Genomic DNA, 13,586 nt, shown 5'->3' on the forward strand with positions numbered 1-13,586 from the left:
CAGCTATCGGTAAGTTTCGGGAACATAAAAAGGGATTCCCTCTGGTCGTGCATAGTTATGCGATCACATACCACCAAAACCCCCGTAGTTGTTCACGTGTGCGGATATTTACGCCATCACGAGTTCAAATTGAGAGAAGGTCGTATTTGAAAGAGGAAGACTGACGAATCGTGCGAATGGGCATCACGCGTTCGGATCACCGGTCTCGAGTTGCTCGCGGGCACCGAGCGAGAGACGAAGGAACAGCGGGACCGTGACGACGGCGATCAGGATCTCGAGGCCGCCGACGACGAGAAAAGCGGAGCCGTAGCCGTAGGAACCGGCGACCAGACCGCCCACCAGGAACCCGCCGAGGAAGCCGAGACTTCCGGCGAGGTTGAAGCCGGCCATCGCGAGGCCGCGTTCGCTCTCGGCGGCGACGTCCGTGACCAGCGCCATCGTCGCGGGGGAGACGAGCGCACCAAGGACGCCGACGCCGATCATCGCCACGGCGGCGGTCACGACCGTAGGTACGGCACCGACGGCCAGGATACCCACGCCGTAGCACATCGAACCGATCACGATCGGGATCCGGCGGCCGATCCGATCCGACAGGGCACCCATCGGGTACTGCAACAGCGCGAACGGGGCGAAAAAGCAGGCCAGCAGGAGGCCGGTCGTTCCGGGACCGATCTCGAAGGCGTCCTGGAAGTACCGGGTGCCGACGAGCGCGAAGAAGCCCGCAGTCATGCGGTCGACGAACCCGAACGCGAAGGGAATGGACAGCGTCGGCCGTCGGCGAACGCCCCTGAGCAGCGCCCGAGCGGTCCGTCGGTGGCTGGGTGCCCGATCCTCGAGCGTCCAGACGAGCGTCCCGACGACGACGAGCAACCCGGCGGCGGCGAGCAGCGGCGCGAGCGGGTCGAGTTCCGATAGCTGGCCGCCGATCGGCGCGCCGAGCGCGGCCCCGAGACCGATGGCGATGCCGGCCGCACCCATGTTCCGGCCGTGCCCGCCCTCGAGGTCCATCAGCATGGTCATCGTGAGCGAGAACGCGCCGATGGTCATCGCACCCTGGAAGAATCGCAGGAGGAGCACGCCCTCGAACGGGATCGAACCGACGACCGGGACGGCCGCAAGCGTCGCGTAACCGACCGCGCCGGCGAGCGCGCCGGCGACGATGAACGGCGTTCGGCGGCCGGTGACGTCGCTGAGCGTCCCCCAGACTCCGACGAAGACGACGTAACCGACGAACTCCGCGACGAGGAACCACATGCTGGCGTCGAGTTCGCTCGCGGCCAGTTCGGACGGCGACGTGTCCGCCCCCAGCGCGTCCACGAGCGTACCGATGCCCGGATAGAGCAGTAGCTGCGAGAAGAGGACGGCGAAGACGACGGCCGCGAGGACGATACGATCTCGGTCTCTCGAGTGCACGCTCGGCGGTACGGGCTGTAGGACTAAGAACTCGGTTATCTCGGTTGACGGGTTCCGGAAGCTACGACGACGCGCGCCCGGTCGATTCGCGCGCGACTCCCCGGCGATACCGGTGACAGACGCAGCCGGCGAGCATCACCAGACAGCCCACCAGGACGGGTGAGGCAACCGAGAGGACGGCGAAGCCGACGGTCTCGAGCGGCCCCGCGAACGGCGAGGGAACCAATTCGACGATCGATGCGAACGTCCGACCCATGACGACGACGTTCGCGAGCAGAGCGCCCCCGACGAGCAGCCCTCGAGCGAGGGGATCGGCGACGAGATACACCGCTGGAACGAGCGTCGCGAAGACGATCGGGTAATAGAGCGGATACGAGGGGAAGTAGACGAACACCGCAAGCAACGTCGCGTGGGCCGCGAGGAGCCGGTCGGTAGACGTCTCGAGGTCGGTGTAGACGTACGCGAGCAGCGGCGCGAGGACGACCGCCGCGAGGGGCCACAGGAGCGTCGGCTCGAGGTCCGGCAACAGGTACGACAGCGGCCGCCTGACGGTCACGTAGGTTTCCATCGGATCGAGGCCGCCGGCGAAGACCGCGTCGTCGGTCCGGCCCAGCAGGGCGTCCCGGAAGAACGTCCGGGTGCGGTCGAGGCCGAAGATGGCGACACCGAGCGCGAGTCCGCCGACGCCGGTCACGAGCGCGCCGGCGACGGCCCGCCACGCCCGGAGCCTGAGCAGCCAGACGCCGACTGCGGCCGGGAACACCTTCAGCAGCGCCGCGCCTCCCAGCGCGACGCCGCCCAGCGTCTCGAGGCGGTCCGACGACAATCGTCCAGTGGCCGCGTCCGCCGAAACCGATCGCTCGAGCAGCCACAGCCCCAGCCCGACCAGCAGTCCCATCCGGAGGTTGACCTGGCCGTAGACCAGCGACGGCATCGTGTGAACGGAAGCGACGACGAAGCCGGCGATCATGGCGTAATCGAGTCGCTCGAGGTCGCGGTGGCGCTCGATCCAGCGGACGATCACCCAGGCCAGCAGGAGGCCGACGCCCACCTCGAGCAGCGTGTGGACGGCGAAGCCGGTCCGGAGCCCGACGACGGTAAACGGGAGGAAGGGGACGATCGTGATCGGCGGGTAGAGGTAGTAGAACTCGGGGAACCGCTCCGGCGCGACGTCGTAGAAGTCCGCCCCCGCGAGCGCCGCCTCGGCGGCGACCCGGTAGACCTCGAAGTTCGCGGCGACCATGTGGGCGCGCTCGAGCGCCATGCTGGCGAGCATGACGACTCCCAGCAGGATGCCGGACGCGAGAACCGCACGAGCACCCCTCGCGGGTGGCGGACTGGTCACGGGAGTCGGTTTCGACCGCCGGTAAGTCAGTGTAGCGATTCCCGGAAACGGGAGTGTCAGGATCCGCTGTACTCGCGCTTATCTCCGCTCGAGGCGTAGCTTCCGCATGGATTCGTCCTCATCCCAGTCGCGATCGCCCACCCGGACGCAACGCGAGGCCCAGCGGTCGCTTCACCACCGTATCGCGACGCTCGAGGAGAACCAGCGGACACTCGAACGAACGCTGCACGGCCTCGCTATCGAAACCGGCGTGATCGTCGCCGGGCGGTGTGCCCGCTGTGGGAAAGCGGACATGCTCGGGACGGACGGGATGGTTCACTGCCCCCACTGCGGGAACCGACACTCGCTCTGAGGGCCAGTCGGTGGACGGTAGCGTGTGACAGAGGGCGATCGCCTGCGGTTTTTGCCGTTACTGAGGCGCATATGAAGATCGAGGAGTATGCGTACTAAACATGAGCGACGACGAGAGCGACGGGACCGCCGACGAGTCAGACCGTCCCGGCGGCGGATTCGGGACGCGAAGCGTCCACGCCGGCCAGCGGCCCGATCCGGAGACGGGCGCGCAGGCCCCGCCGATCCACCAGACCACCTCATACGTCTTCGACGACGCCGACACGGCGGCCGCCCGCTACGCCCTCGAGGAGGAGGGATACATCTACTCCCGCATCGCGAACCCCACGGTGCGAACGCTCGAGGAACGCCTCGCCTCCCTCGAGGGCGGGGGCGACGCGGTCGCGACGGCCAGCGGACTGGCAGCGCTCGATTCTGCGACGCTCGTACTCGCCAAGGCGGGCGACAACGTGGTCTGTTCGACGGACACCTACGGCGGGACGACCGCCTACCTCTCGAAGACCGCCGCGGCCCGCCGGGACGTCGAAGCGCGGTTCGTCCCGACGCTCGAGTACAACGCCTACGCGGACGCGATCGACGAAGACACCGCGTTCGTCCACGTCGAGACGATCGGCAACCCGTCGCTCGTGACCCCCGATTTCGAACGCATCGCCGACATCGCCCACGACCGCGGCGTCCCACTCGTGGTGGACAACACGTTCGCGACGCCCGCCCTGTGTCGTCCCCTCGAGCACGGTGCCGACGTCGTCTGGGAGTCGACGACCAAGTGGCTCCACGGCTCCGGGACGACCGTCGGCGGCGTCCTCGTCGACGGCGGCGACTTCCCGTGGGCGGAAGAGGGGTACGAGGAGATCGCCGGTCCGAACCACGCCTACCCCGACGTCGACTTCTCGCGGGACTTCCCCGAGGCACCGTTCGCCGCCGCCGTTCGGTATCGGTCGCTGCGCAGCCTCGGCAACCAGCAGTCACCGTTCGACGCCTGGCAAACGCTGCAGGGACTCGAGTCGCTGCCCCTGCGCGTGGAGAAACACTGCGAGAACGCCGCCATCGTCGCGGAGTACCTCGAGGACCACGAGGACGTCGCCTGGGTCACCCACCCCGGACTCGAGTCGCACCCGACCCACGAGAACGCCGAGCGGTACCTCGCCGATTACGGCGGGATGGTCTCGTTCGGACTCGAGGGCGGATTCGAGGCCGGGAAAACGTTCTGCGAGGAGGTCGAACTCGCCTCCTTCCTGGCGAACATCGGCGACGCGAAGACGCTGGTGATCCACCCCGCGAGCACGACCCACGGGCAGTTGACGCCCGCGGAACGCGAGGAGGCCGGCGTCACCGAGGACCTGATCCGGATGTCCGTCGGCATCGAGGACCCCAGGGACATCCTGGCCGACCTCGAGCGGGCGATCGAGGCGGCGACGCGCGCCTGTCGGGGGGACGACCCATGACGACGAAAGACACCGTCGACCTCGGCGAGTTCGAGTTCCTCTCGGGCGAGTCGATCCCCTCGCTCGAGGTCGCCTACGAGACCTACGGCGAGTTCACGGGCGACAGCGCGGAGCAACGCTCCGCGAGCGATCGGGCGCGGCCCGAAAGCAACGCCGTGTTGATCTGTCACGCCCTGACGGGCAGTTCCCACGTCGCGCGCCGCCCCGACGCCGGCGGAGAGACCGCGGGTCAGGCGCGGGCCTGGTGGGGCGACGTGGTCGGTCCCGGGAAGGCCATCGACACCACCGAGTACTACGTGGTCTGTGCGAACGTCCCGGGCTCCTGTTACGGCACGACGGGACCAGCGAGCGAGAACCCCGAAACTGGCGAGCCCTACGGCACTGACTTCCCGCCGGTGACGGTCGGCGACTGGACCCGCGCCCAGCGAAAACTGCTCGACGAACTCGGCGTCGGTCGCCTCCACGCCGTCGTCGGCGGCAGCGTCGGCGGGATGAACGTCCTCGACTGGCTGCGCCGGTATCCCGACGACGTCGAGCGCGCGGGGGCGGTCGCGACCGCCGCGCGACTCGATCCGCAGTGTCTCGCGCTCGACACCGTCGCTCGGCGCGCGATCACCAGCGATCCGAACTGGAACGGCGGTCACTACTACGGCGGCCCCGAACCCGACGACGGCCTCGCCCGCGCGCGCCAGATCGGTCACGTCATGTACCTCTCGAAGTCCTCGATGGCCCGCAAGTTCGGGCGTCGCTCCGCGGGGCGGGAGACGGTCCGCGAGGAGCCGCCGGACCCCGCCGCGGCCTTCTTCCCGTACCGGGAGGTCGAGTCCTACCTGGACTACCAGGCCGAGAAGTTCGTCGACCGGTTCGACGCCAACAGCTACCTCTACCTGACCCGCGCGATGGACGACTTCGACCTCTCGGCAGGCTACGAGTCGGACGCCGACGCACTGGCCGCGTTCGAGGGCGAACTGCTGATCCTGTCGTTCACCGGCGACTGGCACTTCACCGTCGAGCAGGCCGAGTCGCTGGCCGAGGCCGCCCGCGAGGCCGACGTCGACGTCGCCCACCACGTCGTCGAGTCCGACCACGGCCACGACGCCTTCCTCGTCGAACCCGAAAAAGTGGGACCGCCGCTCTCGGCATTCCTCGAGACCGGCCTCGAGGGACGGACCATCACCGATACGACGACCGAGGGACGCGAGTCGTCCTCCTCGGAGACGTTCGCGCCGGTCCACACGAGCCTCTTTTCGGAGTGACGGGGCCGCGGCTCGAGGCGGTGACTGCCGTCTCCCGGGAGGTCCCGAAAAGAGGAGGAGCGAAAGCGAACACGCCGGAAACGAACGGAGAGAGCCGAAGCGCCTAGCGGTTGCCGTGGTTGTCGACGGAGACGTACTGGTCGGCGAGCGCGTGTCCGGAGCGTCGGCGGGCGGCCCAGCGCTGGACGTCGCTGGCGAACAGGGCGAGGCCGGTCGATTCCGCGAAGCGTCGGGCGGTCGGCGAGCGGAACATCGCGATGAGCGCCCACATCGAACCCGCCGAGAGCGCGCCGGCCGCGGAGAACGTCATCCCGAGGGTGAAGAACGTGAAGCCGTAGACGAACCCGATGGCCATCGAGGGGAGGCTCGTACCCAGCGGGACGCGAGCGCTCGCATCGCGCAGGGTCGGCGCGAGGAACACGATCGAGAGGCCGCTTCCAACCATGAAGACGAAATCTTGCCACATCATCGTACAACACCTTACTCGGCCTCGAGTTAATAACTCGTTCGGTGCTGAAATCGGTTCTTGGCGGTTATATTCACTGTTTCCGGGCAATTAGGATGTTGACTGTTCGCACGCCCGGTGCGAGCGGCGGACGGACGATCAACGAGGGGTTACCGGTCGCCGGTCCCGACAACGGATCGGTCCACGCGCGGTAGCGGAAGATTTCGAACGCGGTGCCGAAACTACCGCTCGAGGACGCCGCCGCGCTCGAGCACCCGACGGCCGGAGCGGACGAGTTGCTCCCGACGGGTTCGACCGGTCTCGTTGCGAAGGTCGCCGTGGCGTTTGCGAATCTCGCCGTCGACCAGCACGGTGTCGACGGCGGCGACGCTCGCCTGGAAGACGAGCGTTTCGACCGGGTCGTGAACCGGCGTCGTGTTGACGTCGCCCGTACGGACGAGGACGACGTCCGCGCGCTTGCCGGGCGTCAGCGAGCCGATTTCGTCCTCGAGGCCGAGCGCTCGTGCGCCGTCGATGGTGGCGAACTCGAGGGCCTGGCGGGCGGTCAGCGACACGTCTTCGAGCTGTTCACCCGCCTCGACGGTCGGCTGGTTGTCCAGCGCCCGCTGGGTCTGCAGAGCGAACCGCGTCTGCGTGAACATGTCGCCGCTGACGTTCGAGACGATGTCGACGCCGATCGAGGGGATCGCGCCGGCCTCGAGGGTCTCCCGCAGCGGCGGCATCCCCATTCCCATCTGCATCTCGACCTCGGGCGTGGTCGTCACCGAGCCGCCCGACTCGCCGATCAGCGCGAACTCCTCGGCGGTGAGGCGATTGCCGTGGACGTAGTTGAGGTCCGGACCGAGTAGGTCGAGTTCCTCGAGGGTCTCGACGCCGCCTGGGCCGAGCGAGCCGATGTGCATCGACGCCGGAACGCCGAGTTCGCGGGCGAGTTCGATATCGTGGGCGGTTACCTCCGCGGTCGAGTAGTCGGGGCCGCGGATCCCCAGCGCCAGGGTGAGCAGGCCGTCGTCGGTCGGGAACCGCTCGTCGGCGAGTCGGCGGACGTCGTCGGGGTGGGGCTCCGTGCTCTCCTCCCACCACAGATCGCTGTCGTCGCCCGGCGGTCCGTGCGCGAAGACGGCGCGAATGCCGGCGTCCTCGAGCGCGTCGATCGCCCGGTTCGTGTGGCCCGGCGAATTGGCGACGTGGAACCAGTCCAGAATCGTCGTCACGCCGGCGTTCAGCTGCTCGAGCGCCCCGAAGAGGTTGCCCAGGTAGACGTCGGCGGGTTCGTAGTGGGCGCTGACCTCGCCGAGCATCAGGTCGAGGTACTCCATGAACGACCAGTCGCTGGCGACGCCGCGGACGCCGGCCTGCCAGGCGTGCAGGTGGGCGTCGACGAATCCCGGGGCGACGATCGCGTCGCTGGCGTCGATCCGCTCGACGCCCTCGGCGTCGATCCCCCTGTCGACGGCCTCGATTCGCCCGTCCTCGATCAGCACGTCGGCGTCCTCGAGGGTACCGAGGTCCGGATCGACAGTCACGACCGTCCCGTTCTCGATCAGGATCCGGTCGGACGAGTCGGCGGGTCGCCCCCGTTCGTCCCCTCGATCGTCGGCCGCGCCGCCGACCGGGGCGAACGACAGCGCCGCCAGTGCGCCGCCCACACCCAGGTAGCTTCGCCGCGAGACGTCCGCGTCGGTTCGATAGGATTCCTCCGGCATCGGTCCGCCCGAGCGAACCACACGAGCGAAGTTGGACGTTGGTGTAGCATACTCCGGGACGGTACCGTTCCAGCCCATCGGACAGCGACGACGCGGACTACCCGTCGGGATCGATGGCGCTCTCGATCGGGGTGTCGCCGCCGAAGAGCCTGATCGTCTCGCCGACCGCCTCGTCGGTCTCGAGGCAGGCGACGACCGTCGCGGCGACGTCCGCGCGCGGAATCGCGTGCTCGCCCGCCTCGCGGTGCTCGAAGGTCGCCGCGATCCGACCCGTCCCCTCGTCGTCGGTCAGCGCCGTCGGGCGGAGGATCGTCGCCTCGAGCGGCGACTGCTCGAGGAAGTCGTCGGCACAGCGTTTGGCGACCCAGTACGGGCGCATCTCTTCGGGGTCGCCCAGGGGCTCGCTCGCGCCGAACGCGCTGATCATCACGTAGCGGTCGACGCCGCGCTCGACGCAGGCGTCGACGGTGCGTCGCGCTCCCCAGAGGTCGATCAACAGCGTCTTGCCCCAGTCCGTGTCACCGCCGGAGCCCGCCGTGAACACGACCGCGTCGACCCCCTCGAGCGCCGACTCGAACGCGCCCTCGAGGTCGCCCAGCCGCGGCTCCCCGCCGCGCTCGCGCACGGCGTCGAACTGGGACTCGTCGCGGACGACCCCGATCGGCTCGTGGTCGGCCTCGGCGAGTCTGGGGAGTAGTTCGCGACCGATGCCGCCGTTCGCACCGAAGACTGCGACGCGCATGGCAGGGGCGACGACGGCCGACGCAAAAGTGGTGGGGACGGCACCCGCCGTGTGGCGCGCGTCGTGATCGGCTCAGTCGTCCTCGAGGACGCCCCGGTCGACCAGGACGTCGCGCGCCTCGGCCATCGAGGTGACGACGACCTCGCAGTGGGGTTCGACGGCCGGTTTCGGGTCGAAGCCGATCGAGAGGCCGGCGACCCGCAGCATCGGGAGGTCGTTGGCCCCGTCGCCGACGGCGACCGTCTCGGAGAGGTCGACGCCGACGTCGTCCGCGAGGTCCTCGAGCGCGTCGTCCTTCGTGCCCTCGATGAGCGGTCCCTCGACCTCGCCCGTCAGTTCCGAGCCGTCCTCGGTCCGGGGCAGGCGGTTGGAGACGATGTGGTCGACCGAGACCCCCTCGCGCTCGAGGGCGGCCGCGACGCCGCGTTCGAAGCCGCCGGTGAGGATGGCGGTGGTGACCCCCGCCGCGTCGAGGTCGGCGATGAGATCGGCCGCGCCCTCGCGGAGTACGACTTCGTCGAAGGCGGCGTCGGCTTCCGCGGCCGAGAGCCCCTCGAGCAGGGCCGCCCGCTGGCGCAGGCTCTCGGCGTAGTCGATCTCGTCGTTCATCGAGCGTTCCGTGATCGCGGCCATCTCGTCGGCGACCCCGCAGCGGTCGCCGAGCAACACGGTCATCTCCGAGTCCGAGAGCGTCCCGTCGAAGTCGAAGGCGACGACTGTCATGCGCCTCGATTGCGGCCCGCCGGATAACCCAGTTCTGGTTTTCGCTCGAGCAGATCCCCGTTGCCGCCACCCCAACGTTCACCCGGTCGCTGCCCGCAACTACGGTGAGACGATGACGTGGGATCGACGCGCCCGTGACCGGCCGCGATGACGAGCGCCACGCTCGAGGTCGTCGCCTTGGCGCTCGTCCCGGCGGTCCTGTGGGGGCTGACGCCCATCTTCGACAAACGCGGGATGGCGGCCGGCGGCGGCTCCGTCCAGGCCTCGCTGGTCGTCGTGGTCGTCGACTCGGCGATCTACTGGCTCGTCATCGCCGCGCTCTACGGCTCGAGTGCGTTCGCGGGGCTCACGCTCGAGGTGCTCGCGGTCTTCGTCTTCGCGGGCGTCGTCGGGACGGCCCTGGGACGGATCACCATCTTCGTCGGCGTCGACAGGGTCGGCGCGAGTCTCAACAGCACGATCCTGAGCACGCGGCCGCTGTTCGCGACCGCCGTCGCGCTGGCCGTGCTCGGCGAGCCGCTGGGACCGGTGACCGGTCTCGGCGTCGTCGTCCTCGTGGTGGGCCTCTCGATCCTGACGGTCTCGCAGGGCGGCGACCGCGAGGGCTGGGAGCCGCGGGACCTGCTGTGGCCGCTCGCGGCCGCCGCCACCTTCGCCGTCGCCAACGTCGCCCGCCGGTACGGCATGCTCGAGACGCCGATCTCCGCGCTCGAGGCCGTTGCGATCAACGAGACGGCCGGTCTCGTCGCGCTCGCGGCCTACGTCGCGGCCGTCGGCGGTCGGGACGCCCTCGCGAAACCCAGGTCGTCGTACCGGTACTTCGCCGTCAGCGGCGTCCTGACGACCGCCGCGATGCTCGGCCTGATGGCCGCGCTGGGTCTCGAGGGCGGTCGCATCGCCATCGTCGACCCCCTCGTGGCGACCGCGCCGTTTTTCACGCTGGTGTTCGCCGCCGTCCTCCTGCGGGATCTCGAGCGGGTAACCCGCGGCGTCGTCGCGGGTGCCGTCCTCGTAGTCGTCGGGGCCGTCCTGATCACGCTCTGATTTCTCCGGCCGTCTACAGGTCGCCGGTCGAACCCTGCGGCGAGAACCGGCCGAAATGGGCGCGTTTTTTGAGACCGGTTCCCTAATTGGGTGATGTGACGGAAGTACTCCTTATCGTAGGGATCGCCGTCGCGATCTTCGTCGGCTACAACATCGGCGGCGCGACGGCCGGGGTCTCGTTCGGCCCAGCAGTTGGGGCACACGTCCTCTCGAAACTCGGCGCAGCGGTACTGATGTCGATCTTCTTCTTCGTTGGCGGCTGGCTCATCGGACCGGCGGTCGTGGAAACTCTCGGCGAGGACATCATCGAGGCCGAGGGGATGCTCACCCTCGAGACCGGCATCGCGATCCTGTTTTTCATCGGCGCGGCCCTTTTCTTCGGGAACTTCTTCGGCGTGCCGGCGTCGACGTCGATGACCGCCGTCGGCGCGATCGCCGGCCTCGGCCTCGCGACGGGAACGCTCAACTGGGCGCAGATGGGCGAGATCGTCTCCTGGTGGGTCGTCGCGCCGATCGTCGCCTTCTGGGTCAGCGGCGTCATCGGCCGCTACTTCTACCCGCGGATCAACCAGTGGGTCGCCATCTCGCGGCGCGAGACGCACCTCTGGGTGGTCGATCGCTCCTCGACCATTCCCCGTGTGAGCGCCGTCGAAGGGACCGAGCGACGCGAGGTCGTCGGCTCGCTGATCGTCGTCGCCATCGGCTGTTACATGGCGTTCAGTTCGGGCGCATCGAACGTCGCGAACGCGGTCGCCCCGCTGGTCGGCAGCAACGCCCTCGCGTTCGAGGAGGGCGTCCTGACGACCTTCTCGAACATGGAGTGGGGCGTCATCATCGCGGGCGTGGCCGTCACGATCGGCGCGTTCACGATCGCCCGCCGGACGCTCGAGACGATGGGCAACGACATCACGAACCTGCCGCTGACGGCCGCAGTCATCGTGATGACCGTCTCGGCGACCATCGTCAGTCTGCTGTCGGCGATCGGCATCCCCGTCCAGCTGGTGATCGTCGCGACCATGAGCATCATCGGCCTCGGCTGGGGCCGAGCGACCCGAACGACGACCGTCTCGGACGCCGTCCGCGGCAAGGAGAAAACCGCCGTCTCCGTCGGGGCGCTGACCGCCGAGGAGGAGGGTGAACAGGCCCCCGCGATCGGCGAGGAGGCCGTCGAGGACATCCCGAAGGCCTCGGAACTGTTCGATCCCTCGACGACCGCCCGCGTGATCCTCATCCAGAACTTCGTCCCCGTGTTGGCGACGATCGGCGCGTATCTCACGTTCCGGTTCGTCCCCATCTTCGGATTCTAAGGCAGACCCAGCTTCGCACACGCGAGACGGCGAGTTCGGCCCCCACCGGCAACACCTGCGGCTGTCAGGGCGGAATCGGGAGATCCCACCAGTCCAACCCCGAATATGGCGGGAAATTCTCACACACGTGGACAGTATTTCCTCCAAACTGCTCGATTCTGGCTCAAAAACAATTTAGGACCGAACAGCAAGCTATACCAGTACGGGACGTGAACCCTCGAGTGATGCCCACGGTAGAATACCTCAACTACGAAGTAGTGGACGACCAGGGATGGGACATTTACGATCCCGACGTCTTCGAGAAGGCTGCCGACGAAGGCCTCGACGACGAGGACTACGGCACGCTCGACGTCGCCGAGGGCGAGTACATCCTCGAGGCGGCCGAGGCACAGGGCTACGACTGGCCCTTCTCGTGCCGTGCGGGTGCCTGTGCGAACTGCGCCGCCATCGTCGTCGAGGGCGAGATCGACATGGACATGCAGCAGATCCTCTCGGACGAGGAGGTCGAGGAGAAGAACGTCCGCCTGACCTGCATCGGCTCCCCGGAGACCGACGAGGTCAAGATCGTCTACAACGCGAAGCACCTCGACTACCTGCAGAACCGCGTCATCTAAACTGGCTCCGACTCCAACGCGATTTTTTGGACGGTTCGTACGAGGTCGACGGTCGTTCCTCGAGTCGCGCTGCCGTGGCCCAGCGGAGCCGCCGCCACGCCGGGAGCCGAAAGCGTAAGGAGACCCCGCTTCCCACCAAGAGGTGTGACACTCGCGTTCGCGTCGGTTCCCGACCTCCTGCGGCTCGTCGCCCTGCCCGTCTTCGCCTGGATCGCCGTCCGCGATATCAAGACCCGACGGGTTTCGGGCGAGGTCTGGATCCCGCTCGCCCTGCTCGGGGCCGCCCTCCTGGTCTGGGAGGGCTGGCTCGCCAGCAACGCCGGCGGGACCGTCTGGACGCACGAGTTCCTGCTACCGGCGGCGATCAGCGTCGGGTTCGTCGTCCCCATCGCCTACCTGTTCTGGTGGGTCGGCGGCTTCGGCGGTGCCGACGCGAAGGCCCTGATGGTGCTCGCGGTGCTGTTCCCGACGTTTCCCCAGTACGCCGTCGGCGACTGGACGCTGCCCCTCTCGACGCCGCCGATCGGCGCGTTCTCCTTTACGATCCTGACGAACGCCGTCATCGGCGGCATGCTCATTCCCGTCGCCCTCGCGCTCCGAAACGCCGCGGCGGGCCGGTTCGGCACCGTGATGGTCATCGGCTGGCCCATCTCGTGGGAGCAGGTTCCCGAAACCCACGGCACGCTGCTCGAGTCGCCCGACGGCGTCTCCCGGAGCGGCCTCGACCTCGACGCGCTCCGGATGTACCTCCGCTGGCGCGGCCTCTCGCTGGCCGACGTCCGCGAGGCTCCCGACCGCTTTCGGGATCCGGCCACGCTCCCCGAGGAGCCGAACCCGCCGACCGACGGCGCGGTGACGGCCGACGTCCGCGTCGACGGCGGCGCGACGGCCGAAACCGAGCGCACGGACGGAGACGCAGCGTACGACGATCCCTGGGGTGCCGAGGCGTTCCTCGACGACATCGATCACGGCGCGTACGGAACGACGCCCGAAGAACTCCGGGAGGGCCTCGAGACGCTCGTACAGAAAGAGACCGTCTGGATCTCCCCCGGCATGCCGTTTCTCGTCCCCGTCTTCCTGGGGATGGTGATCGCGTTCACCTACGGCGATCTGCTGCTGGGGCTGGTGCTGTAGCAAAACACCCGTCGAACCGAATTTCAGGACTGTCGCTACG

At 68.4% G+C, this 13,586-nt stretch carries 13 protein-coding genes; 7 read left to right on the top strand and 6 right to left on the bottom strand.

All coding sequences use genetic code 11. The features are described from left to right. Positions 1-183 precede the first annotated feature (183 nt). A complete protein-coding gene (locus tag TX79_RS14435; RefSeq protein WP_049928138.1) occupies positions 184-1,413 on the bottom strand; it encodes an MFS transporter in 1,230 nt (409 codons plus the stop codon). A 61-nt stretch (positions 1,414-1,474) separates the two neighbouring features. After that, positions 1,475-2,758, bottom strand: coding sequence for a glycosyltransferase family 87 protein (locus tag TX79_RS14440; RefSeq protein WP_230198582.1), 1,284 nt, complete (start codon positions 2,756-2,758; stop codon positions 1,475-1,477). A gap of 106 nt (positions 2,759-2,864) precedes the next feature. Between TX79_RS14440 and TX79_RS14445 the strand changes: the two genes are divergently transcribed. The 3 genes from TX79_RS14445 to metX all read left to right on the top strand — a co-directional run bounded on the left by TX79_RS14445 (position 2,865) and on the right by metX (position 5,810). Beyond that, on the top strand, positions 2,865-3,110 hold the full coding sequence (locus TX79_RS14445) for a hypothetical protein (RefSeq protein ID WP_049928139.1): 246 nt from the start codon (positions 2,865-2,867) through the stop codon (positions 3,108-3,110). Between the two features lie 100 nt (positions 3,111-3,210). Then, positions 3,211-4,554, top strand: a complete 1,344-nt coding sequence (locus tag TX79_RS14450) for an O-acetylhomoserine aminocarboxypropyltransferase/cysteine synthase family protein (protein ID WP_049928140.1) — start codon at positions 3,211-3,213, stop codon at positions 4,552-4,554. Continuing rightward, positions 4,551-5,810, top strand: a complete 1,260-nt coding sequence (gene metX / locus TX79_RS14455; RefSeq protein ID WP_049928141.1) for a homoserine O-acetyltransferase MetX — start codon at positions 4,551-4,553, stop codon at positions 5,808-5,810. Before TX79_RS14450 ends, metX begins: the two co-directional genes overlap by 4 nt. Before the next feature lie 103 nt (positions 5,811-5,913). Here metX and TX79_RS14460 read toward each other — a convergent pair whose 3' ends face one another. From TX79_RS14460 to serB, 4 genes are all read right to left on the bottom strand, one after another. Further along, on the bottom strand, positions 5,914-6,279 hold the full coding sequence (locus TX79_RS14460) for a hypothetical protein (protein ID WP_049928142.1): 366 nt from the start codon (positions 6,277-6,279) through the stop codon (positions 5,914-5,916). A 218-nt stretch (positions 6,280-6,497) separates the two neighbouring features. Next, on the bottom strand, positions 6,498-7,982 hold the full coding sequence (locus TX79_RS14465; RefSeq protein WP_049928143.1) for an amidohydrolase family protein: 1,485 nt from the start codon (positions 7,980-7,982) through the stop codon (positions 6,498-6,500). A gap of 97 nt (positions 7,983-8,079) precedes the next feature. Beyond that, positions 8,080-8,724 carry an SDR family oxidoreductase gene (locus TX79_RS14470; protein ID WP_049928144.1) on the bottom strand — a complete coding sequence of 215 codons (645 nt, stop codon included), beginning with the start codon at positions 8,722-8,724 and terminating at the stop codon, positions 8,080-8,082. 72 nt (positions 8,725-8,796) lie between these two features. Next, entirely contained in the window at positions 8,797-9,447 is a 651-nt protein-coding gene (gene serB / locus TX79_RS14475; protein ID WP_049928145.1) for a phosphoserine phosphatase SerB, read from the bottom strand. A gap of 147 nt (positions 9,448-9,594) precedes the next feature. Here serB and TX79_RS14480 point away from each other — a divergent pair, with 147 nt between their 5' ends. From TX79_RS14480 to TX79_RS14495, 4 genes are all read left to right on the top strand, one after another. Then, positions 9,595-10,491 carry an EamA family transporter gene (locus TX79_RS14480; protein ID WP_049928146.1) on the top strand — a complete coding sequence of 299 codons (897 nt, stop codon included), beginning with the start codon at positions 9,595-9,597 and terminating at the stop codon, positions 10,489-10,491. A gap of 95 nt (positions 10,492-10,586) precedes the next feature. Next, positions 10,587-11,798 (top strand): inorganic phosphate transporter, encoded by a 1,212-nt coding sequence (locus TX79_RS14485; protein WP_049928147.1) that lies wholly within the window; start codon positions 10,587-10,589, stop codon positions 11,796-11,798. A gap of 224 nt (positions 11,799-12,022) precedes the next feature. Then, complete coding sequence (fer, locus tag TX79_RS14490; RefSeq protein WP_049928148.1) at positions 12,023-12,412, top strand: ferredoxin Fer; 390 nt, start codon at positions 12,023-12,025, stop codon at positions 12,410-12,412. A 144-nt stretch (positions 12,413-12,556) separates the two neighbouring features. Continuing rightward, the gene (locus tag TX79_RS14495; protein WP_049928149.1) at positions 12,557-13,546 is read left to right on the top strand and encodes an A24 family peptidase; all 990 of its coding nucleotides are present in this window, start codon (positions 12,557-12,559) and stop codon (positions 13,544-13,546) included. Positions 13,547-13,586 lie beyond the last annotated feature (40 nt).

It is taken from the genome of Halopiger goleimassiliensis (genome assembly GCF_000455345.1).
GTDB lineage: Archaea > Halobacteriota > Halobacteria > Halobacteriales > Natrialbaceae > Halopiger_A > Halopiger_A goleimassiliensis.